The 21,179-nt window shown below is 71.2% G+C and carries 21 protein-coding genes; 14 read left to right on the top strand and 7 right to left on the bottom strand.

What is annotated here, in order from left to right; all coding sequences use genetic code 11:
• Window positions 1-148 precede the first annotated feature (148 nt).
• The 4 genes from kdpF to kdpC are packed head-to-tail and all read left to right on the top strand — an operon-like array spanning window position 149 to window position 4,710.
• On the top strand, window positions 149-238 hold the full coding sequence (gene kdpF / locus ABH926_RS37450; RefSeq protein WP_194899130.1) for a K(+)-transporting ATPase subunit F: 90 nt from the start codon (window positions 149-151) through the stop codon (window positions 236-238).
• Window positions 238-1,923: a potassium-transporting ATPase subunit KdpA gene (gene kdpA, locus ABH926_RS37445; RefSeq protein WP_370370704.1), complete on the top strand. Its 1,686-nt coding sequence runs from the start codon at window positions 238-240 to the stop codon at window positions 1,921-1,923. The genes kdpF and kdpA overlap by 1 nt, the downstream gene beginning before the upstream one ends.
• Window positions 1,923-4,049, top strand: coding sequence for a potassium-transporting ATPase subunit KdpB (gene kdpB / locus ABH926_RS37440; protein WP_370370703.1), 2,127 nt, complete (start codon window positions 1,923-1,925; stop codon window positions 4,047-4,049). The genes kdpA and kdpB overlap by 1 nt, the downstream gene beginning before the upstream one ends.
• Window positions 4,050-4,062: 13 nt before the next feature.
• A complete protein-coding gene (gene kdpC / locus ABH926_RS37435) occupies window positions 4,063-4,710 on the top strand; it encodes a K(+)-transporting ATPase subunit C (RefSeq protein WP_370370702.1) in 648 nt (215 codons plus the stop codon).
• Window positions 4,711-4,791: 81 nt separating this feature from the next.
• Here kdpC and ABH926_RS37430 read toward each other — a convergent pair whose 3' ends face one another.
• A complete protein-coding gene (locus tag ABH926_RS37430) occupies window positions 4,792-5,289 on the bottom strand; it encodes a hypothetical protein (RefSeq protein ID WP_370370701.1) in 498 nt (165 codons plus the stop codon).
• Between the two features lie 11 nt (window positions 5,290-5,300).
• Complete coding sequence (locus ABH926_RS37425; RefSeq protein WP_370370700.1) at window positions 5,301-5,678, bottom strand: DUF3592 domain-containing protein; 378 nt, start codon at window positions 5,676-5,678, stop codon at window positions 5,301-5,303.
• A gap of 137 nt (window positions 5,679-5,815) precedes the next feature.
• On the opposite strand from ABH926_RS37425, the gene ABH926_RS37420 reads away from it, so the two are divergent.
• From ABH926_RS37420 to ABH926_RS37410, 3 genes are all read left to right on the top strand, one after another.
• Window positions 5,816-7,681: an APC family permease gene (locus ABH926_RS37420; RefSeq protein ID WP_370370699.1), complete on the top strand. Its 1,866-nt coding sequence runs from the start codon at window positions 5,816-5,818 to the stop codon at window positions 7,679-7,681.
• Window positions 7,682-7,871: 190 nt separating this feature from the next.
• Window positions 7,872-8,564: a response regulator gene (locus tag ABH926_RS37415; protein WP_370370698.1), complete on the top strand. Its 693-nt coding sequence runs from the start codon at window positions 7,872-7,874 to the stop codon at window positions 8,562-8,564.
• 90 nt (window positions 8,565-8,654) lie between these two features.
• Window positions 8,655-8,987 carry a hypothetical protein gene (locus ABH926_RS37410; protein ID WP_370370697.1) on the top strand — a complete coding sequence of 111 codons (333 nt, stop codon included), beginning with the start codon at window positions 8,655-8,657 and terminating at the stop codon, window positions 8,985-8,987.
• A 181-nt stretch (window positions 8,988-9,168) separates the two neighbouring features.
• Here ABH926_RS37410 and ABH926_RS37405 read toward each other — a convergent pair whose 3' ends face one another.
• A complete protein-coding gene (locus ABH926_RS37405; protein WP_370370759.1) occupies window positions 9,169-9,399 on the bottom strand; it encodes a hypothetical protein in 231 nt (76 codons plus the stop codon).
• Between ABH926_RS37405 and ABH926_RS37400 the strand changes: the two genes are divergently transcribed.
• Window positions 9,314-9,577 (top strand): DUF3761 domain-containing protein, encoded by a 264-nt coding sequence (locus ABH926_RS37400; protein WP_370370696.1) that lies wholly within the window; start codon window positions 9,314-9,316, stop codon window positions 9,575-9,577. The two genes, ABH926_RS37405 and ABH926_RS37400, sit on opposite strands and share 86 nt — an antisense overlap.
• Window position 9,578: 1 nt before the next feature.
• Here the strand turns inward: ABH926_RS37400 and hemQ are convergent, their stop codons facing one another.
• The 3 genes from hemQ to hemE are packed head-to-tail and all read right to left on the bottom strand — an operon-like array spanning window position 9,579 to window position 12,976.
• Window positions 9,579-10,337, bottom strand: coding sequence for a hydrogen peroxide-dependent heme synthase (gene hemQ / locus ABH926_RS37395; protein ID WP_370370695.1), 759 nt, complete (start codon window positions 10,335-10,337; stop codon window positions 9,579-9,581).
• A gap of 44 nt (window positions 10,338-10,381) precedes the next feature.
• On the bottom strand, window positions 10,382-11,914 hold the full coding sequence (gene hemG / locus ABH926_RS37390; RefSeq protein WP_370370694.1) for a protoporphyrinogen oxidase: 1,533 nt from the start codon (window positions 11,912-11,914) through the stop codon (window positions 10,382-10,384).
• Between the two features lie 51 nt (window positions 11,915-11,965).
• Complete coding sequence (gene hemE / locus ABH926_RS37385) at window positions 11,966-12,976, bottom strand: uroporphyrinogen decarboxylase (RefSeq protein ID WP_370370753.1); 1,011 nt, start codon at window positions 12,974-12,976, stop codon at window positions 11,966-11,968.
• Window positions 12,977-13,309: 333 nt separating this feature from the next.
• Between hemE and ABH926_RS37380 the strand changes: the two genes are divergently transcribed.
• From ABH926_RS37380 to ABH926_RS37370, 3 genes are all read left to right on the top strand, one after another.
• Window positions 13,310-13,954, top strand: coding sequence for a DUF3000 domain-containing protein (locus ABH926_RS37380; protein WP_370370693.1), 645 nt, complete (start codon window positions 13,310-13,312; stop codon window positions 13,952-13,954).
• A 444-nt stretch (window positions 13,955-14,398) separates the two neighbouring features.
• Window positions 14,399-15,097, top strand: coding sequence for a LuxR C-terminal-related transcriptional regulator (locus ABH926_RS37375; protein WP_370338831.1), 699 nt, complete (start codon window positions 14,399-14,401; stop codon window positions 15,095-15,097).
• A 22-nt stretch (window positions 15,098-15,119) separates the two neighbouring features.
• Window positions 15,120-16,451 (top strand): HRDC domain-containing protein, encoded by a 1,332-nt coding sequence (locus ABH926_RS37370; RefSeq protein WP_370370692.1) that lies wholly within the window; start codon window positions 15,120-15,122, stop codon window positions 16,449-16,451.
• Between the two features lie 11 nt (window positions 16,452-16,462).
• Here the strand turns inward: ABH926_RS37370 and ABH926_RS37365 are convergent, their stop codons facing one another.
• A complete protein-coding gene (locus ABH926_RS37365) occupies window positions 16,463-16,861 on the bottom strand; it encodes a winged helix-turn-helix transcriptional regulator (RefSeq protein ID WP_370370691.1) in 399 nt (132 codons plus the stop codon).
• A 138-nt stretch (window positions 16,862-16,999) separates the two neighbouring features.
• Between ABH926_RS37365 and ABH926_RS37360 the strand changes: the two genes are divergently transcribed.
• The 3 genes from ABH926_RS37360 (at window position 17,000) to ABH926_RS37350 (ending at window position 21,177) form a co-directional block, all read left to right on the top strand.
• Window positions 17,000-17,668, top strand: coding sequence for an FMN-dependent NADH-azoreductase (locus ABH926_RS37360; protein ID WP_370370690.1), 669 nt, complete (start codon window positions 17,000-17,002; stop codon window positions 17,666-17,668).
• A 180-nt stretch (window positions 17,669-17,848) separates the two neighbouring features.
• Complete coding sequence (locus ABH926_RS37355) at window positions 17,849-19,063, top strand: acetyl-CoA C-acyltransferase (protein ID WP_370370689.1); 1,215 nt, start codon at window positions 17,849-17,851, stop codon at window positions 19,061-19,063.
• Entirely contained in the window at window positions 19,060-21,177 is a 2,118-nt protein-coding gene (locus ABH926_RS37350) for a 3-hydroxyacyl-CoA dehydrogenase NAD-binding domain-containing protein (protein ID WP_370370688.1), read from the top strand. Before ABH926_RS37355 ends, ABH926_RS37350 begins: the two co-directional genes overlap by 4 nt.
• The last annotated feature ends 2 nt before the right edge of the window (window positions 21,178-21,179 follow it).

Below are 21,179 nucleotides of genomic sequence, written 5' to 3'. Positions count from 1 at the left end.
TCCAATGCGCGCAATCTCCGCGGGTTCACTGACTGGAGTACCCAAGTCCCCGAATCCAAGGAGCACCTGATGGCCGACGTGATTTTCGTCGGGATCACGATCGCGTTCTTCGCGCTTCTCGCGTTGATCATCAAGGGGGTCGAGCGTCTTGAGCGCTGAGAACATCATCGGCCTGATCGTGTCGGTCCTGCTGGTCGGCTATCTCATAGCGGCCCTGATCCTCCCGGAGAAGTTCTGATGTCGGACACCTGGGCCGGCTTGCTCCAAGTCGCCGCGCTGGTCCTCCTGCTGGCCGTGTCCTACCGGCCGCTGGGCGACTACATGGCGCACATTCTCACCTCGAAGAAGCACCTTCGGGCGGAGAAGGTCCTGTACAAGACGATGGGCGTGGACGCCGAGGCGGACCAGACCTGGGGCACGTACCTGCGGTCGGTGTTCGCCATCTCCGCGGTCGGGATCCTGCTGCTGTACCTGCTGCTGCGGGTGCAGGACCACCTGATGATGGCGCTGGGCATGCCGAAGATGCAGGCCGACCTGGCGTACAACACGGCTGCCTCGTTCGTGACCAACACCAACTGGCAGAACTACGGCGGCGAGAACACGCTGGGCTACGTCGCGCAGGCGACGGGCCTGGCGGTGCAGAACTTCGTGTCGGCCTCGGTCGGCATCGCGGTGGTCGCGACCCTGATCCGCGGCTTCACGCGGAGCAGGACCGACCGTCTGGGCAACTTCTGGGTGGACCTGACCCGGGTCCTGATCCGGCTGATGCTGCCGTTCTCGATCGTCTTCGCGGTGATCCTCGTCGCCTGCGGTTCGGTGCAGTCCCTGGGCGACCACATGACCGTGGTGCACACGCTCAACGGCAACCAGAACCTGTACACCGGCGCGACCGCCTCCCAGGAGGTCATCAAGGAGCTCGGTACCAACGGCGGCGGCATCTTCAACGCCAACTCCGCGCATCCGTTCGAGAACCCCACGGCGTTCACGAACCTGATCGAGATCTATCTGCTGCTGGTGATCGGCTTCGCGCTGCCGCGCACCTTCGGCAAGATGGTCGGCTCGCACAAGCAGGGCTACACGATCCTGTCGGTGATGGCGATCATCTGGATCGGGTCGCTGGCGTTCTCGACGTTCTTCGAGGTGCACCACCACGGCATCAACCTGGCCGACGGCCACGCCGCGCTGGAGGGCAAGGAGTCCAGGTTCGGCATCCCGGCCTCGACCTTGTTCATGACGTCCACGACGTTGACGTCCACTGGTGCGGTCAACTCCTGGCACGACTCGTACACGCCGTTCGGCGGCGGTGCGGCCATGTTCAACATGATGCTGGGTGAGATCGCGCCCGGCGGAACCGGCTCGGGCCTGTACGGCATGCTGATCCTGGCGATCATCACGGTGTTCATCGCCGGTCTGATGGTCGGCCGCACGCCGGAGTACCTGGGCAAGAAGATCCGCCCGACCGAGATGAAGTACGCGGCGCTGTACATCCTCACCACCCCCGCCGTGGTGCTCATCTTCACCGGTCTGGCGATGGCGCTGAAGGGCGAGACCGCCTCGATCAGCTCCGGGAACCTGGGGCCCGACGGCAGTCCGTCGCCACACGGCTTCTCCGAGATCTTGTACGCCTTCACCTCGATGGGCAACAACAACGGCTCGGCCTTCGGGGGGCTGTCCGGCAACACCCATTGGTGGAACACCGCCGGCGCGCTGGCCATGATGTTCGGCCGGTTCCTGCCGATGATCTGGGTGCTGGCGCTGGCCGGGTCGCTGGCCAAGCAGAAGCCGGTCCCGGAGACCGAGGGCACGCTCAAGACCGCCTCGCCGCTGTTCGCGGGGATGCTGCTGGGCACCGTGCTGCTGGTCGTCGGCCTCACCTACTTCCCGGCCCTGTCGCTCGGGCCGCTCGCTGAAGGACTGCACTGATGTCTGCCAACACCCTGACGGAAGCTGCCCCCGCGCCGCGGGCCCCGCAGCACAACCCGGGCGGTGAACCGCGCCGCGTCGGCGGCGGGTTCCTGGACCCGAAGATGCTCTGGAAGTCGCTTCCGGACGCCCTGAAGAAGCTCGACCCCCGGGTCATGATGAAGAACCCGGTGATGTTCGTCGTCGAGGTCGGCTCCGCGCTGACCACGTACGAGGCCGTCACCAAGCCCTCGGTGTTCGCCTGGGTCATCACGGTGTGGCTGTGGCTGACCGTGGTGTTCGCCAACCTGGCCGAGGCCGTGGCCGAGGGCCGCGGCAAGGCGCAGGCCGCCACCTTGCGCAAGGCCAAGACCACGACCGTGGCCCGGCGCCTGGCGTCCTGGTCCCCGGGTCAGTCCGGCACCGAGACCGAGGTCCCTGGTACCGAGTTGCGGCTCGGCGACTTCGTGGTGGTGGAGGCCGGGCAGGTCATCCCCGGCGACGGTGACGTCGTCGAGGGCGTGGCCTCGGTGGACGAGTCGGCGATCACCGGCGAGTCGGCCCCGGTGATCCGGGAGTCCGGCGGTGACCGGTCGGCGGTGACCGGCGGGACCAAGGTGCTGTCGGACCGGATCGTTGTGAAGATCACCTCCAAGCCGGGGGAGACCTTCATCGACCGGATGATCAGCCTGGTCGAGGGCGCGAACCGGCAGAAGACGCCGAACGAGCTGGCGTTGAACGTGCTGCTGGCCTCGCTGACCATCGTCTTCCTGCTGGCCGTGGTGACCCTGCAGCCGATGGCCACCTGGGCCGGTGCCGCGCAGTCGCTGGTGGTCATGGTCTCGCTGCTGGTGGCGCTGATCCCGACCACGATCGGCGCGCTGCTCTCCGCGATCGGCATCGCCGGCATGGACCGGCTCGTCCAGCGCAACGTGCTGGCGATGTCCGGCCGCGCGGTCGAGGCCGCCGGCGACATCAACACCCTGCTGCTGGACAAGACCGGGACGATCACCCTCGGGAACCGCCAGGCCAGCGAGTTCGTGCCGGTGGCCGGGGTGGACAAGGACGCCCTGGCCGACGCCGCGCAGCTCTCGTCGCTGGCTGACGAGACACCCGAGGGCCGCTCGATCGTGGTGCTGGCCAAGACGGCTTACGGGCTGCGCGAGCGCCACCAGGGTGAGCTGACCGGCGCGGAGTTCGTGCCCTTCACCGCACAGACCCGCATGTCCGGGGTCAACCTCGCCGACGGCCGCCAGGTCCGCAAGGGCGCCGGAGCGGCGGTGATGAAGTGGGTCCGCGACAACGGCGGACACCCCACCGACGAGGTCGGCCAGGCGGTCGACGCCATCTCCGGCGCCGGCGGCACCCCGCTGGTGGTGGCCGAGTTCGTGCCCGGCAAGCCGGCCCGCACCCTGGGCGTCATCCACCTGAAGGACGTCGTCAAGGAAGGCATCCGCGAGCGGTTCGCCGAACTGCGGCAGATGGGCATCAAGACGGTCATGATCACGGGTGACAACCCGCTGACCGCCAAGGCCATCGCCGAGGAGGCCGGGGTCGACGACTTCCTGGCCGAGGCCACGCCCGAGGACAAGATGGCGCTGATCAAGAAGGAGCAGGAGGGCGGCAAGCTGGTCGCGATGACCGGCGACGGCACCAACGACGCCCCGGCCCTGGCGCAGGCCGACGTGGGCGTGGCCATGAACACCGGCACCTCGGCCGCCAAGGAGGCCGGGAACATGGTGGACCTGGACTCCAACCCGACCAAGCTGATCGAGATCGTCGAGATCGGCAAGCAGCTGCTGATCACCCGCGGCGCCCTGACCACCTTCTCCATCGCCAACGACGTCGCGAAGTACTTCGCGATCATCCCGGCCATGTTCACGGTGATCTACCCGGGCCTGCACGTGCTCAACATCATGGGCCTGCACTCGCCGAAGTCGGCGATCACCAGCGCCATCATCTTCAACGCCCTGATCATCATCGGCCTGATCCCGCTGGCGCTGCGCGGCGTGCGCTACAAGCCCTCCTCGGCGGCCGCGCTGCTGCGCCGCAACCTGTGGATCTACGGCGCCGGCGGCCTGGCGCTGCCGTTCGTCGGGATCAAACTGATCGACCTGGTCGTCATGTACATCCCCGGACTGAAGTAGGAAGGAGCCGACCATGAAACTCGGAGCAGCAATCCGGCGGCACACCGCCGCCATCCGGGCCATGCTGGTGTTCACGGTGATCCTCGGGATCGCCTACCCGCTGCTGGTCACCGGTATCGCGCAGCTGGCCTTCAAGGACAAGGCCAACGGCTCGCTCATCAAGAACGCGCAGGGACAGGTGGTCGCCTCGTCGCTGCTGTGCCAGCAGTACGTCGACAAGTCCGGCAACGCCCTGCCGCAGTACTTCCAGGCCCGGCCGTCCGATGCCACCAACTCGGCCAACTCCAGCGACCCCGGATGCAACTACTCCTACTCGGCCGGATCGAACCTGGGCACCGACAGTGCCACGCTGAAGAACACCATCGAGGGCCGGATCGCCGCCTACGCCAAGGCGTACGACATCGACCCGACCAAGGTGCCCGAGGACGCGGTCACCGCCTCGGCCTCCGGCATGGACCCCGGCATCTCGGTGCAGAACGCCGACGACCAGGCCGCCTCGGTCGCCAAGGCCCGCGGCGTGGACGTGGCCACGGTGGACAACCTGGTTAAGGACAACACCACCGGCCGCTCCCTGGGCTTCCTCGGCGAGCAGTACGTGAACGTCGTGACCCTGAACCTGGCCCTGGACAAGACCCACCCGGTCACCACGGCTCAGAGCTGACAGGACACCGGCGGTGCGCCGGCGCCAAGGCGGCGGGATTCGGTACGCGCGGGGGCGTACTGGTCCCGCCCCTTCGCGGTTCTAACGCCCGTCGCAGAACACGCAATCGGGGATGGCGACCAGCGGGGCGAGGACCCGGTGGCGCAGGCAGGAGCGGGCGACCACTTCTTCGGGGCCGGGGAAGAGAGAGTCGTCGAGGTCCGGCGCGGCGGAGGTGGTGTCGAAATCCCCGACCATGGCCTGGAACCGCCGCAGGACATCCTCGATCAGCGGCGGAAAGTAGTCGAGTTCGTCCCAGCGGTACCGGCTCGCGGCCAGCGCGAGGGTGTCGAGCACGAGGCGCTTGTTGGCCGCCGCGTTCTCGCCGGGCTGCCCCCAGTCGAGGTCCTCGAGAGCGAACCCCGCCGTACCGAGCCCGAAGACGTTCTGGTCCGACAACGCGATGCGGCCGGCGAACCGGTAACCCCACTCGGTGCTGACCGTGGCCGACGCGGCGAGCATCATCACGTCGACGAACACTGACGTGTTGCCGTTCGACAGGGAGATCTCGTGCGCGCCGCCGGGGAAGGTGTTGCCCATGCGCCAGCACCCTACGGCGCCAGCACAATCCCGACCACAGCCCCCACACAAGCCAGCACCCCCGCGACCACGAAAGCCACGTCGACCCGTCCCCGCGAGCCGAAGACCACCACCTGCGCCGGATCCGCGGGGTCGTAGTGCACCAGCACCGCCTCGCCGGTGACCCGCCGCGGGGAGAAGACCTCCACGGCGCGGCCGTCCTCGGTGGTGAACGCCAGCATCGGGCGGTAGCCGTCCGGGGAGTCCTCGGGGCCGAGCGGGCGATCGACTATCCGGGCGAAGACCGCCACGCCCTCGGCCCGCACGCGCCGGCGCCAGCGCAGCTCCAGCGCGCCGGCCAGCAGCGCGATCAGCCCGCCGAGCAGCAGCACGAAGCCGAGGACCACCACAGCATCCACGGTAGTCCGGCACGGCGCCTGCCGTCGCGCAACGCAAGCGCCATGCAAACGGCGACTGCCCGATTCGTCCCCGCGCCGGATGTCAATCTGGAGACGTTCAACCACGTCACAAGCTTCGAGGGGTTCCCGTGACCGCAGGACAGGTCGGCCGCGAGGCACTGGCGGCAGACGACCCGGCGACTCCCGTTCCGGAGGGCGACCGGGAGCACGACCGCCTCACCGTCTCCCAGGGCCTGGCGGCGCTGTCCCTGGACGCCCTGGCCTCCGTGGCCTACGGCCCCGAGGCGATCGTCGTGGTCCTGGCCGTCGCCGGCGCGCACGGCCTGGGCTTCACCCTGCCGGTCACCCTCGCGATCGCCGGGCTGCTGGGCTTCCTCACCTTCTCCTACCGCCAGGTGATCGCGGCGTTCCCCGAAGGCGGCGGCGCGTACGCGGTGGCCGGGAAGTACCTCGGCAAGAACGTGGCGCTGGTCGCGGCGGCCAGCCTGATCATCGACTACGTCCTGAACGTCGCGGTGTCGGTCTCGGCCGGCGTCGCCGCCCTGACCAGCGCCTACCCGTCGCTCTACGGCGACCGGGTCTGGCTGTGCGTGGCGGTGCTGCTGGCCATCACCGGCATCAACCTGCGCGGCGTCGCGGAGTCGGCGAAGGCGTTCATCGTCCCGACCGTGCTGTTCATCGTCGCGATCATGGCGGTGATCGTGGTCGGTCTGGTCCGTTCGCACCCCGCGACCGCGCCCACCGGGCACGTCGTGGCCGCCGCCAACGCCGAGAGCGTCGGCGTCCTGCTGCTGCTCAAGGCGTTCGCCTCCGGATGCAGCGCGCTGACCGGCGTCGAGGCCATCGCCAACGCCGTGCCCACGTTCCGCAAGCCGCGGGTCAAGCGCGCGCAGCGCACCGAGTCCGCGCTCGGCGCCCTGCTGGGCGTCATGCTCATCGGCCTGGCGCTGCTGATCCGCAAGTTCCACGTCGCCCCGGACCCGTCCAAGACGGTCCTGGCCCAGCTCACCGACGCCGCGCTCGGCCACAACGCGGCCTTCTTCGCGGTCCAGTTCGTGACCATGATCCTGCTGGCCCTGGCCGCCAACACCTCCTTCGGCGGGATGCCGGTCCTCACCAGCCTGCTGGCCCGGGACAACTACGCGCCGCACGTGTTCGCGCTGCGCGCCGACCGCCAGGTCTACCGCTGGGGCGTGCTGATCCTGGCCGGCCTGGCCGCGATCCTGCTCGTCGGGGCCAAGGGCGACACCCAGACCCTGGTGCCGGTGTTCGCCATCGGGGTGTTCATCGGCTTCACCATCTCCCAGGCCGGCATGGTCCGGCACTGGCGCCGGGAGCGGAGCCCGGGCTGGCGGCGCCGGGTGGCGATCAACGGCACCGGCGCGGTGCTGACGTTCGCGGCGTTGGTGATCGAGCTGATCTCCAAGTTCGGCGAGGGCGGATGGCTGGTCGTGGTGATCGTGCCGCTGCTGGTCTTCGGGATGCTGCGGGTGCACCGGGCCTACCGGATCGTCGGCGACGTGCTGGGCCTGGGCCTCAGGCCCGAGCCCGCGGTGGAGCAGCAGGCGTTGGTGGTCGTCCCGGTCGGCGCGGTGTCCCGGCTGACCCAGGAGGCGATGTCCGCGGCGCTGTCCCTCGGCGACGGCGTGATCGCGGTGACCGTGCGCTATTCCGACGAGGACGACGCCGCCGAATGCGAGCGCCTGCAAGCCGCCTGGCGCGCCTGGCAGCCGGACGTCCCCCTGGAGGTCCTCACCACCCACCGGCGCTCGCTGACGCGGCCGATGGTCGACTACCTGAACCGGCTCGCGGCCACCGCCCCGGCCTCGCCCGGCGGCTTCGAGCGCATCATGGTCCTGATCCCGGAGGTGGAACCGCGCCGGGCCTGGCACCGTCTGCTGCACAACCAGCGCGGCGCCGTCCTGGACCGGGCGATCCGCCGGCACACCGAGGCGATCGTGTGCCGGATGCGATTCCACATCAAGGGGTGGTGACCCTGCGCGCGACTGCCGGGCTGGTTGAATGGGGGCCGGACCGGCCGGTGCTTCTCCGGCGACAGCGCGGGGCGGCCATTTGCATCGGGCGTGCCGACGTTTGCATCGCGCGAGCAAGCACCCCGAGCGGCGCACCCGGACTGTTGACTTGTCACGAGTGCCCGACTTCCGACGAGAACTGAGGGAGCCAGTGACCCGCATCCTGGTCGTCGACGACGAGCCGCAGATCCTGCGCGCCCTGCGCATCAACCTGAAGTCCCGGACCTACGAGGTCGAGACGGCGGCCAACGGTGTCGACGCGCTGGCCTGCGCGGCCCGTAAGCTGCCCGACGCGGTCCTGCTGGACCTGGGCCTGCCGGACATGGACGGGGTCGAGGTGATCCTGGGCCTGCGCGGCTGGACCACGGTCCCGATCGTGGTCCTGTCCGGACGGTCCGATCCGCAGGAGAAGATCCACGCCCTGGACGCCGGCGCGGACGACTACGTCACCAAGCCCTTCGCCATGGAGGAGCTGCTGGCCCGGCTGCGCGCGGTGATCCGCCGCCACCAGCAGGCCCACGCCGGCGCGGCCGGCGTCGAGACCAGCTCGGTGCGGCTGGGCAGCTGCGACATCGACCTGGCGGCGCACAGCGTGGCCCGCGAAGGGGATCCGGTGCGTCTGACCCGCACCGAGTGGGCCCTGCTGGAGGTCCTGCTGCGCCACCCCGGCCAGCTGGTGAGCACAGCCCGGCTGCTGGCGGACGTGTGGGGCAACAGCCACACCGGCGAGGCCGGGTATCTGCGGTTCCACATGGCGCGCCTGCGCCGCAAGCTGGAGGACGATCCGCAGAACCCGCGGCACCTGATGACGGAGTACGGGACCGGGTACCGCTTCGTCCCCTGATCGGCTTCGTCCCATGACCGGTGTCGTCTGCTGCCCGGCTGCCACAACCATCGCCGCCCGTCGGACGTCTGAGACGGTGTGCGGCAACCTGTGCGGCAAACCTGGATCCTGATCGTGCTGGGCCTGCTCCTGCTCGGGGGCGCGGCCTACGTCGGCCTGCACCACACGCACCTCGGTATCGACGTGGGCTCCAACGGGTTCACCGTGGCCCACGTCGAGGTCGACTGCGGCTCCCCGCTGTCCCGGAAGTATCCGGTGCCGGCGGGGCTCCAGTTCACGGGCCGGGGCCCGTGCGCGTCGAGCTCGGCGCTGACCCGGCAACTGGTCGGGGGCGTGCTCGCCGCGGCGTCCGGCGCGGGGTGCCTGGTCATGGGGGTGACCGGGCTGGTGCGGCGGCCAGCGGCGACAGTGCATGGGGCTTAAGCGTTTCGCCGGCCGCTGATCAGTGCCAGGGTGGGGCTCCGGCCGGCGGCGGGCGTCGGCCTTTCGGGAGGGAACCCATGCTCCGCTCCAGGTGGGCGCCGGTTTTAGCGTGCGCGATCGCGCTCTCGGCGACAGCGTGTCAGTCCACTGCTTCGAGCTCGGCGGCTGCGCAGGCGCAAGCTCAGGCGCAGGTGGGGGCTTCGCACAGCACGAGTGCGTCGGCTCCGGCGAGTAGCGCTCTGCCGACCACGGTACCCTCGACCACTGCCGCGCCGCCCGCCGCGCCCGCGACCACAAGCGCGGCCAAGCCGCCGCCGACGCCGTCAGTGCGCAGCGTCCCGACCACGACGGCGGTCGCGCCGCCCTCGCACCCCGTCACCACGAAAGCCCCGGCGGCGGCCCCCACATCCACGGAAGCCGCCACCTGTGTCGATCACGCGACCATCGACGAGGGCACGGCCCGCTGCGGCGCGGGCGAATCCCACCCGAGCGGTGCCGAAGCCCTTTGCCACGACGGTACATACAGCTACAGCACCACGGCGCAGGGCACGTGCTCGCGCCACAAGGGTGTAGCCGTCTGGTACTACTGACCTACGGCAGGGCCGCGACGATCTCCGCGATCGGGCGCCGCTTGCCGGTGTAGAACGGCACTTCCTCCCGGACGTGCCGCCGCGTCTCCGAGCCGCGCAGGTGCCGCATCAGATCCACGATGCGGTCCAGCGCGTCGGCCTCGAAGGCCAGGATCCACTCGTAGTCGCCGAGCGCGAACGCCGGCACCGTGTTGGCCCGCACGTCCGGGTACTCCCGGGACATCATCCCGTGCTCGGCGAGCAGCCGGCGGCGCTCGGCGTCCTCCAGCAGGTACCACTCGTAGCCGCGGACGAAGGGGTAGACCGCGATGTAGCCGCGCGGCGTCTCGTCGGCGACGAACGCCGGCACGTGGCTCTTGTTGAACTCGGCCGGACGGTGCAGCGCCATCTGCGACCACACCGGCTCGGTCAGACGGCCGAAGGCGGTGCGGCGGAACCGCTGGTAGGCGTCCTGCAGCGCGTCGGAGGTCTCGGCGTGCAGCCAGAACATGAAGTCCGCGTCGTGCCGGAACCCGGCCACGTCGTAGGTGCCGCGCACCACCACGTCGTCCTTGGCCAGCGCCTCGAACAACGTCTCCACCTCGGCGGCCATGTCGGCGCGGGCGTCGTCGGAGGCCGGCAGGTCGCGGCGGACCTTGAAGACGCTCCACAGCGCGTAGCGGGTGACCTCGTTCAGCTCCACCGCGCGCTTGCCGATGCGGACGTTGCTGACCACGCCGGCCGGGCGCTCGTCCTGGGTTTCGTTACCGCTGTCGCTCATGTCTTCATTCTTCCTTGTGGGTGTACTTGGTTGTGCGCCCGGCGCTATGCGGGCCCGGTACTGATTTCGCGGGCCGCCCGCAGCGCCGAGGCGACGCACGCCGCGATCCCGACGCCGTCGTAGGCCGCGCCGCAGACCGCCAGTCCCGGCTGCGCGGCCACCGCGGAACGGATCCGCTCCACGCGCGCCACGTGCCCGACCGCGTACTGCGGCAGCCCTCCGCCCCAGCGCTGGACGTGCCAGTCGACGGGCTCGCCGAGGGCGTCCGGCGCGCCGAGCGCGGTCCGCACATCGGCCAGGGCCGTCGCGGCCAGATCGGCGTCCTCGCGCTGCAGGTCCGCGGTCTCGCGGTGCCGGCCGACGGAGGCGCGGACCACCGTCTTGCCGGACTCGGCGAGCCAGGACCACTTCACGCTGGAGAACGTCGAAGCCTTGATGTACCGGCCGTCGGCCGGCGGGACGAGGAAGCCGCTCCCGGCGGGCAGCGCGGCGTCGTCGAACACGAAGGTCGCCAGGGCGACCGAGGCGTATTCGATCTCTGCGAGCTCCGCCGCCGCGGCCGGTGCCACGTCCTTCAGCAGCCGCGCGGCCGGGGCCCCGGGTACCGCCACGATGACCGCGCCGACTTCGTGGGCCGTCGGCGCGGGCACCGGGCCCGACACCAGGCGCCAGCCGCCGGCGGTGCGAGTCAGTTCCCTGACCATGGTCTCGCGCCGGATCATGACGCCCGCGCTTTCGCAGGACTCTGCCAGTGCGACCGGGAGCCGCCCGACACCGCCGCGAACCCCGGCGAACACCGGCTTGGGGTTGGCTGCCGCGGCCTGCCCGGCGAGGATCTTCGACACCGCCTCGTCCAGCGGTTCGCCCGACTCGTAGGCGGGAACCAGGGCCGGAATCGCGGCGCGCAAAGAGATCTCGTCGGCGTGGCCCGCGTAGACGCCGCCGAGCAGCGGCTCGACCAACCGGTCCACGACCTCGTGGCCGAACGTCCCGGCCACGTACGCGCCGACCGCGATGTCGTCGGTCTGGCCCTGCGAGCGCAGCAGCGAACGCGACGGCAGCCCCGGTCCCGCCTCGGCCCGCTTGAGCCCGGCCGCCGACAGCAGACCGGCCAGCACGCCGGGATCCCCGGGAACGCCCATCAGGTGTCCCTTGGGCATCGGCACCAGCTCGCCCCGGCTCCACACCGACGCCGAAGCCGTGGCCGGATGCACGATGTCCGCGGCCAGCCCCACGGCCCGGGCCAGGTCCACCGCCTCGGGCCGCCGGTTCAGGATCGACTCGGCGCCGAGGTCCACCCGGACCCCGCCGACCTCGCCGACCGCGAGCTTGCCGCCGAGCCGGGGCGAGCCCTCGAAGACGGTGACGGCCGCGTCCGGCAGCGCCTGCTTGAGGTACCAGGCCGCGGCCAGGCCCGAGATGCCGGCGCCGATCACGGCCACGGAGGCCGGCCCCGTACCCGGCGCCGCACCCGGCCCCACATCCGGCGCCGAGCCGAGTCCCGCACCGGGCCCCGGCCTGAGCGCCGGCGCCCCGCCCGGATCCGAACCCTGAGACGACGTCTGCTCCGAGGTCATCGCAGCCCCCTGTGTCGTGCCCACCGCCGCCGTCCCTTTCGTGAGCGAGCCTCAGCGCGCCGACGCCTCGTGCACCAGCTCGACCACCCTGGCCAGCCGGTCCGGGTCCATGTCCGGCGTCACGCCGTGGCCCAGGTTGAAGATGTGCCCCGGGGTCCGCGCGCCCTCGTCGAGGACCTCGCGCACCCGGGTCTCGATCACCGGCCACGGCGCGAACATCACCGACGGGTCCAGGTTGCCCTGCACCGCGTACTCCGGCCCGATGCGGCGCGAGGCCTCGTCCAGCGGCACCCGCCAGTCCACGCCGACCACGTCCGCGCCGGCGGCGGCCATCAGCGGCAGCAGCTCGCCGGTGCCCACGCCGAAGTGGATGCGCGGCACGCCGAGGTCGGCCACCGCCGCCAGCACCTTCGCGCTGTGCGGCATGACGTAGCGCTCGTAGTCCCGCGGCGACAGCGCGCCGGCCCAGGAGTCGAACAGCTGCACCGCGCTCGCGCCGGCCTCGATCTGCACCCGCAGGAACTCCGCGGTCAGGTCGGCCAGGCGGTCCATGAGCGCCGCGAACAGCTCCGGCTCGCCGAGCATCATCGCCTTGGTCTTCTCATGGTTCTTCGACGGGCCGCCCTCGATGAGGTAGCTGCCCACCGTGAACGGGGCGCCGCCGAAGCCGATCAGCGGGGTCGCGCCGAGCTCGCCGACCAGCTGCCCGACCGCCTCGGTGACGAACGAGAAGTCCGAGGCCGGGTCCAGCGCCCGGATCCGGTCCAACCCGGCGGCGTCATGGACCGGGTTCGCGAACACCGGGCCGACGTTCGGCACGATCTCCACGTCCACGCCGATCGCCTTGAGCGGCACCACGATGTCGCTGTAGAAGATGGCCGCGTCCACGCCGTAGCGGCGCACCGGCTGCAGGGTGATCTCGGTGACCAGGTCCGGCCGCAGGCAGGAGTCCAGCATCGGGATGCCTTCGCGGATCTTCTTGTACTCCGGCAGCGAGCGGCCGGCCATGCGCATGAACCACACCGGGGTGTGGCCGACCGGCTTACGGCGCGCGGCGCGCACGAGGTCGCTGTCCTGGGCCGGGGAGCGGTTCGCGTCGGCCGGGAACTCGCTGCGGCGCGGGCCGGGAACCTCGGTGGGCTGCTCGGCCGCCGACGGGTCCAGGTCTGCCGCTCGGTTCGGGCTCTCGGTCACGCTGTCGTGCACGGCATCGCTCCTGTCGTCGGTCACCCTTCGATGGTCCCACGTTCACCCGGGTGCTCGATGCCCGGGTCTTGCTGTGTGCGGGCCGGTCCGGTCCGGTTTTTCCCGACGTCGCGTCGGTACGCGGCCCCGTGCGTCGCGTGCCAGCGCGCCTCCCCTCGGGCCCGCGGCGCGGCGGCGTACGCTTCACCCATGGCACCCAGCCGCGCGGACGACCCGCGGGAGTTCGCGGAGGCCGTCGCCGCCTTGACGGCGGCGCCCTTGCCGGCCGCGATCGAGCTCGACCCGCTGCCCTCCCCGGTGAACCTGGCCCCCTTCGCGTACGCCGTCGGCGGAGCCGTCGTCCGCACCGGTCAGGCCGGCGTCGACCAGGCTGGCGTCGACCAGGATGGCGGCGAGGAGGACCTGGCCACCGGCCGCCTGGTGCTGCTGCACCGCCCCGGCGGCTTCGAGGAGTGGCGCGGCGCGTGGCGGTTCGTGGTGCTGGTCGAGGCGGACCTGGAGGCGGAGATCGCCGAGGACCCGCTGCTGGCCGAGGTCGCCTGGTCCTGGCTGCTGGACGCGCTGGCCGAGCACGGCGCGCCGTTCACCGCCGAGGGCGGCACGGTCTCCCGCTCGTCCTCGCGCGGCTTCGGCGGGCTGTCCGGCCGGCCGGCGACCACGGCGGTGGAGGTGCGGGCGTCCTGGACGCCGGTCCCCGGGCCCGAGGGCGGCGGCGACGGCATCGATTTCGGCGCGCATCTTCAGGCGTGGTGCGCTCTGATGATGATGTGCGCGGGCCTGCCGCCGGAGTACGAGGGCGTGGCGAACCTGCCGCCGGCTGGCTCGCGCCGGTGACGGCGGACCCGCGACTCCAGTCCCCCCGGTAGCTTCGAACACTTCTGCTACTTCGTGACCGCCGGACGCTCCGGCTTCATTGCGTTACGTGGTGGTCACCTGATCGGCGCAGCCGGTTCCACCGGACGGCCCAGCCCTCGGCCCCTTCGGCCCGTCGCGCCCCATCGGTCGCGGAACTGCACGTCCGACGCTTGCGGACCGCGTCGGTGACGGTGCGTAGCGACCATTGGCCCCGCGTGACGACTTTCCCGGACAAGTGATATCACCGCAGGTCAGAGCGCATTTTCCGATAATCATATGCCCGACCCCGTCCCGTTCTGTGAACTTGCGAGCATTAGCCCTAAAGGTGCCTGCTTGATCTGCCGATGACCTGAATGGACCGATCCGCTACCGGCGGACGCGGCGCCTGAGCACAAGCTCGCAGCACCCCCAGGAGGAGGTTCGGTGTCGGTACTCGTCGACAACACCGCCAACCTGATCGCATACCGGCCGGCGCGCCTGACCGCGATGGTCGTCGTGGCCGACCCCCGCGTACGCCAGTCGGTGACCCGGCACCTGTGGGCGCTCGGCGTCCGCGACGTGCTCGAGGCGCAGACCGCCGCCGAGGCGCGCAGCCGGATGTCCGCCACGCGCGATCTGGCCGTCGTGGACATCCATCTGCCCGACGGCTCAGGACTTCAGCTACTGGCCGAGATGCGGGCCGCGGGCTGGGCCGGCGGCCTGGCCGTGTCGGCCGCCGACGACGCCGGCGCGGTCCGGGCCGCCCTGGCCTCCGGCGTGCGCGGGTTCGTCATCACCGGAGCGCGCCCGGTCGCCGCCGGCCGCCCGGGGCTGACCGGCGTCCACGCCGCCAGCGCCAACCGGGTCCGCCCGGCCGGCGGCCTGCCACCGGGCGCCGCCGCCCTGGCCGGGGCCAACGGCGCCGCGCAGGCCGCGCACGCCGGCTGCCGCGACCTGTCGGCCCGCGAGATCGAGGTGCTGCGGCTGGTCGCCGACGGCCGCTCGAACAAGGCCATCGGGCAGGCGATGGGCCTGTCGGCGCTCACCGTGAAGAGCCACCTGGCGCGCATCGCCCGCAAGCTGGGCACGGGCGACCGGGCCGGCATGGTCGCGGTCGCGCTGCGCGGCGGGACCATTCACTGACGGCGGTCGTTACTGTAAGGGCGTGACGAGTTCCAGTACGCCGGGCGGACCGGCGAGCCCCGAGCCGCTCCAGTCGGCAGTCGAAGCTCCGCTCGGCCTGGTCCCGCTGCTGGAACCGCGCGACGGCCTGCCGCCGGTCACCGACACCGCGGCCGCGCTGGCCGCCGCCGTCGAGGCGCTGGCGGCCGGCACCGGCCCGGTCGCCGTGGACGCCGAGCGGGCCAGCGGCTACAAGTACAGCCAGCGCGCCTACCTGGTCCAGATACGCCGCCAGGGCGCCGGCACGTTCCTGATCGACCCGATCGCCTGCCCGGACCTGTCGGCCCTGGCCGGCGACGGCCCGGCCCTGGCCGGCGCCGAGTGGGTGCTGCACGCCGCCTCCCAGGACCTGGCCTGCCTGGCCGAGGTCGGCATGCGCCCGCCGGCCCGCCGCGCCGACGGCACCGGCGGCCTGTTCGACACCGAACTCGGCGCCCGCCTGGGCGGCCACGAGCGGGTGGGCCTGGGCCCGCTGGTCGCCGAGGTGCTGAAGCTGGAGCTGGAGAAGGGCCACTCGGCCTCGGACTGGTCCACCCGGCCGCTGCCGGAGGCCTGGCTGCGCTACGCGGCCCTGGACGTCGAGGTCCTGGTCGAGGTCCGCGACATCATCGAGGACGAACTGCGCGGCGCGGGCAAGCTGGACTGGGCCCACCAGGAGTTCGACGCCGTCGCCAGCGCCCCGCCCCCCAAGCCCCGCGCCGAACCCTGGCGCCGCACCTCCGGCCTGCACAAGGTCCGCCGCCCCCGCCAGCTCGCCGTGGTGCGGGCCCTGTGGGAGGCCCGCGACGACCTGGCCCGCCGGCGCGACATGACGCCCACCCGGGTCCTGCCCGACCAGGCGATCATCGACTCGGCCCTGTCCCTGCCGGGCACCGCGGCCCAGATGCGCGCGATCCCCGGCTTCAGCGGTCGCATGCGCTCCGGCGACGTGCCGCGCTACTTCGAGGCCCTCACCAAGGCCCGCCAGCTGAAGGACGCCGAACTGCCCAAGCCCGGCGCCGCCCCGAGCGACGGCCCGCCTCCGGTGCGCGCCTGGGCCGACAAGGACCCGGTCGCCGCCGAGCGCCTGACCGCGGCGCGCGAGGCCGTGGGCACCCTGGCGGCGGAGCACTCGCTGCCGGTGGAGAACCTGCTGGCGCCGGACTCGCTGCGCCGCCTGTGCTGGAACCCGCCGGTGCCGGCCCCGAGCGACGAGCAGGTGGCGGCCTTCCTGAGCGCGGCCGGCGCGCGGCCGTGGCAGGTGGCGCTGACCACGGCGACGATCGGCGCGGTGCTGCGGGAGGTGGCGGGGCGGGAGCGGGCTGCGGGGGAGTAGGGCGTGAGGCCTCAGTCCTTCGGCGCATTCGTCGTGTCGTAGGACCCCCGGTGCTTCTCGATACTCTCGGCGTTGTCCGCGGCCCAGTTCACCAGCTCCAGCACAGGCACCAGCAGGCTGTGCCCCAACTCCGTGAGCTCGTACTCGACCCGCGGCGGCACCTCGGCGTAGACCGTCCGCGAGATCAGCCCGTCGCGTTCCAGATGCCGCAGGTTCAGCGTCAGCATCCGCTGTGAGATCCCGCCGATCGACATCTGCAACGCGCCGAACCGCTTGGGCCCCCGGTGCAGGCTCCCGATGATCATCAGGCTCCACTTGTCGCCGATCCGGTCCAGGACGCCGCGCACGAACTGCCCCTCCGGCCCGACCTCCTGACAGGACTTCGGCGGTTCCAACCGTGTTCCGGTCATCTGCCCTGCTCCCATTCCTTGCTGGACGGTCACATCCATGTGCCTGGCCGCACTCCGATGTGCCTTTTGTAGAGCGCTCAACTATCACTCATCATAAGCCACGTACGAAAGGTAACCATCGAGCTTAGGGAGTTCTCCGTGGCCACGCTGCTGCACATCGACGCCTCTCTGTTCCCCGGCGAGGCCAGCGCCTCCCGGACCGTCACCGCGGCCTTCGCCGACGCCTGGCGCGAAGCCCACCCGGACGGCACCGTCGTCCACCGCGACCTCGCCGCCGACCCGCTGCCGCACATCGACGCGCTGACCGTCTCGGCCGCCTTCTCCGACCCGGCCACCCACACCGAGGCCCAGGCCGCCGCGCACGCCGCCCGCCTGGCCCTGGTCGAGGAGGCCGAGGCCGCGGACGCCATCGTGATCGGCGCGCCGATGTACAACTTCGGGCTCGCCTCCTCGCTGAAGGCGTGGATCGACCACGTCATCCTGGCCGGCCGCACGCTCGGCGAGGGCACGCAGTCGCTGGCCGGCAAGCCGGTCGTGATCGTGGCCTCCCGCGGCGGCTCCTACGAGCCGGGTACCCCGCGCGAGGACATGGAGTTCGTGAAGAACTACCTCGCGAGCGTCCTGTCCGCGCACCTGGGCATCACGCCGGAGTTCATCACCATCCAGCTCACGCTGGCCGCGAGCAACCCGGCGATGGCTGACCTGATCCCGCTGGCCGAGCAGTCGCGGGCCGAGGCGCTGGCGCAGGCCGACGCGAAGGCGCGCGAGCTGGCGCTGCGGCTGTCGGGGGACCCGGTCGCGGTCTGAGCGAACGATGACCGGTGCGGCCCTGTCCAAGCGGGCCGCACCGGTTTCTTGTTCGCGCTTTTCTCCCCCTGCGCGCTCTTCCGCTCCCCGTGACCGCAGTCACCTCACCCCGCGCTCGCCGAATCTTGTTACTCGTGAGTAGCATGGTCGCAGAACCGTTCCGTGTGGAGGAGAGCCAACGTGCCTCAGACCCAGAGGGCCGTGCGACAAGTCGTGTTCGTCGACGGCGTCCGTACCCCGTTCGGCAAGGCGGGCCCCAAGGGCGTCTATGCCGAGACCAGGGCGGATGACCTGGTCATCCGCTGCATTCGCGAGCTGCTGCAGCGCAACCCGCAGCTGCCCGCCGAGCGGGTGGACGACGTGGCCATCGCCGCCACCACCCAGATCGGCGACCAGGGCCTGACCATGGGCCGGGTCGCGGGGCTGCTCGCGGGCCTGCCCAAGACCGTCCCCGGCTTCTCCATCGACCGCATGTGCGCCGGTGCCATGACCGCCGTGACCACCACCGCCGGCGGCATCGCCTTCGGCGCCTACGACGTGGTCGTGGCCGGTGGCGTCGAGCACATGGGCCGCCACCCGATGGGCGAGGGCGTGGACCCCAACCCGCGCATCGTCGCCGAGAAGCTGGTCGACCCCTCGGCGCTGGTCATGGGCTCCACCGCGGAGAACCTGCACGACCGCTACCCGGAGCTGACCAAGGAGCGCTGCGACGCCTTCGCCGCCGCGTCCCAGGAGAAGTACGCCAAGGCGCTGGCCGCCGGCAAGTTCCAGGACGTCCTGGTCCCGATGTCCGCCCGGCACGCCGAGAAGGGCTACGCCCTGGTCACCGCGGACGAGCCGCCGCGCCCCGGCACCACCGTGGAGGACCTGGCCGCGCTCAAGACCCCGTTCCGGGTCCGCGGCCGCGTCACCGCGGGCAACGCCGCCGGCCTGAACGACGGCGCCACCGCCTGCCTGCTGGCCGCCGAGGACGTCGCCGAGGAGCTCGGCCTGCCGGTCCGCATGCGCCTGGTCTCTTACGCCTACGTCGGCGTCGAGCCTGAGGTCATGGGCATCGGCCCGGTCCCGGCCACCGAGAAGGCGCTGGCCAAGGCCGGCCTGACCATCGACGACATCGGCCTGTTCGAGCTGAACGAGGCCTTCGCGGTGCAGGTGGTGGCCTTCCTGGACCACTTCGGCATCGCCGACGACGACGAGCGCGTGAACCCCTACGGCGGCGCCATCGCCATGGGCCACCCGCTGGCCTCCTCCGGCGTGCGCCTGATGACCCAGCTGGCGCAGCACTTCGAGGAGCACCCCGAGGTCCGCTACGGCCTCACCTCGATGTGTGTCGGCATCGGCATGGGCGGAACGGTCATCTGGGAGAACCCGCACTGGACTGGAGAGAGCAAGTGACTCAGGACCTTACAGCTCTCGCCACAGAGCTCTTCCCCGACGAGGTCGTCACCAAGGCCCCGGTCCAGTTCTTCGACCTGCCCGGGCACTCCGGCCGGTTCGCGCTGATCACGCTGGACAACGGCTTCGACCACACCAAGCCGAACACCTTCGGCCCCGGCGGTCTGGTGCAGCTGGGTCAGGCCATTGACACGGTCGAGGCCGCCGCGGCGCGCGGCGAGATCGTCGGCGTCGGCGTCACCGGCAAGCCGTTCATCTTCGCCGTCGGCGCCGACCTCAAGGGCGTCGAGGTCGTGAAGAACCGCGAGCAGGCCCTGGCCATCGCACAGGCCGGCCACGACACCTTCAAGCGCCTGAGCGCGCTGCCGGTGCCCTCCTTCGCGTTCGTCAACGGCGCGGCCATGGGCGGCGGCGTCGAGGTGGCGCTGGCGTGCGCCTACCGCACGATCTCCTCCGGCGTCCCGGCGCTGGCCTTCCCCGAGTGCTTCCTCGGCCTGGTCCCCGGCTGGGGCGGCTGCACGCTGCTGCCCAAGCTGATCGGCCCGGACGCCGCGGTCACCGTCATCATCGAGAACGCGCTGTCGCAGAACCGGATGCTCAAGGGCCCCAAGGCCTTCGAGCTCGGCATCGCCGACGTGATGTTCGAGCCGGTCTCCTTCCTCGAGGAGTCCCTCGCCTGGGCCGAGAAGGTCATCAACGGCTCGGTCACGGTGGAGCGCAAGGAGTTCTCGGCCGAGGACTACGCCGCCGCCGTGGCCCGCGGACGTCAGGTCGCTGATTCCAAGGTGCACGGCGCCGCCCCGGCCCCGTACCGCGCCCTGGACATCATCGAGAAGATGGCCACAGCCTCGAACGACGAGGGCTTCGCTCTCGAGGACGCGGCCCTGGCCGACCTGATCATGACGAACGAGCTGCGGGCCGGGCTGTACGCGTTCAACCTGAACCAGAAGCGTGCGAAGAAGCCGTTCGGCGCGCCGGACAAGTCCCTCGCCCGCCCCGTCACCAAGGTCGGCGTGGTCGGCGCGGGTCTGATGGCCTCGCAGTTCGCGCTGCTGTTCGTGCAGCGGCTCCAGGTGCCGGTCGTGATGACCGACATCGACCAGGCGCGCGTGGACAAGGGCGTCGGCTACGTGCACGAGCAGATCGGTCTGCTCCAGCTCAAGGGCCGGCTCAACCAGGACCAGGCGAACCGTCTCAAGGCTCTGGTATCGGGCTCGCTGACCAAGGACGCGTTCGCCGACGCCGACCTGGTCATCGAGGCCGTCTTCGAGGAGATGTCGGTCAAGCAGCAGGTGTTCGCCGAGGTCGAGGCCGTGGTCCGGGAGGACTGCGTGCTGGCCACCAACACCTCTTCGCTGTCGGTGACCGAGATGGCCTCCAAGCTCCAGCACCCGGAGCGGGTCGTCGGCTTCCACTTCTTCAACCCGGTGGCCGTGCTTCCGCTGCTGGAGATCGTGCGCGCCGAGCAGACCGACGACGCCTCCCTGGCCACCGCCTTCGCGGTCGGCAAGACCCTGAAGAAGTCCTGCGTGCTGGTGAAGGACGCCCCGGCGTTCGTCGTGAACCGGCTCCTGACCCGCTTCCTGGGCGAGGTCACCGCGGCGGTGGATGAGGGCACGCCGATCGAGGCGGCGGACAAGGCGCTGGAGCCCCTGGGCCTGCCGATGTCGCCGTTCGTCCTGCTGGAACTGGTCGGCCCGGCGGTGGCCCTGCACGTCGCCGAGACGCTGCACACCGCCTTCCCGGACCGCTTCGCGGTCTCGCCGAACCTGGCCAAGCTGGTCGCGGCCGGCAAGAAGGCGATCTACACGTGGGACACCGGCGTGCCGGTGATCGACCCGGAGGTCCTGGAGCTGTTCCAGCCCGGCGACTCCCCGTCCACCGAGGAGCAGCTCCGCGACCGCGCGCTGAAGGCGATGGCGCAGGAAGTGGACCTGATGCTCACCGAGGGCGTGGTCGGCGAGGCGCAGGACATCGACCTGTGCATGCTGCTTGGCGCCGGCTGGCCGTTCCATCTCGGCGGCATCACGCCGTACCTGGACCGCACCGGGGTCGCGGAGATCGTGACCGGCCACCGATTCCTGGCCCCCGGAGTGGCTTCCCTCCCCGAATAAGG

The organism is Catenulispora sp. GP43 (genome assembly GCF_041260665.1).
In the GTDB taxonomy this organism is placed as follows: domain Bacteria; phylum Actinomycetota; class Actinomycetes; order Streptomycetales; family Catenulisporaceae; genus Catenulispora.
This window is presented reverse-complemented; position numbering and strand designations above follow the sequence as displayed.

What these genes read in the sequence shown, in the direction of transcription:
- kdpA (WP_370370704.1), top strand. Translation starts at nt 238, where the DNA reads ATGTCGGACACCTGGGCCGGCTTGCTCCAAGTCGCCGCGCTGGTCCTC.
- kdpB (WP_370370703.1), top strand. Translation starts at nt 1,923, where the DNA reads ATGTCTGCCAACACCCTGACGGAAGCTGCCCCCGCGCCGCGGGCCCCG.
- kdpC (WP_370370702.1), top strand. Translation starts at nt 4,063, where the DNA reads ATGAAACTCGGAGCAGCAATCCGGCGGCACACCGCCGCCATCCGGGCC.
- ABH926_RS37430 (WP_370370701.1), bottom strand. Translation starts at nt 5,289, where the DNA reads ATGGGCAACACCTTCCCCGGCGGCGCGCACGAGATCTCCCTGTCGAAC.
- hemQ (WP_370370695.1), bottom strand. Translation starts at nt 10,337, where the DNA reads ATGAGCGACAGCGGTAACGAAACCCAGGACGAGCGCCCGGCCGGCGTG.
- hemG (WP_370370694.1), bottom strand. Translation starts at nt 11,914, where the DNA reads ATGACCTCGGAGCAGACGTCGTCTCAGGGTTCGGATCCGGGCGGGGCG.
- ABH926_RS37380 (WP_370370693.1), top strand. Translation starts at nt 13,310, where the DNA reads ATGGCACCCAGCCGCGCGGACGACCCGCGGGAGTTCGCGGAGGCCGTC.
- ABH926_RS37365 (WP_370370691.1), bottom strand. Translation starts at nt 16,861, where the DNA reads ATGACCGGAACACGGTTGGAACCGCCGAAGTCCTGTCAGGAGGTCGGG.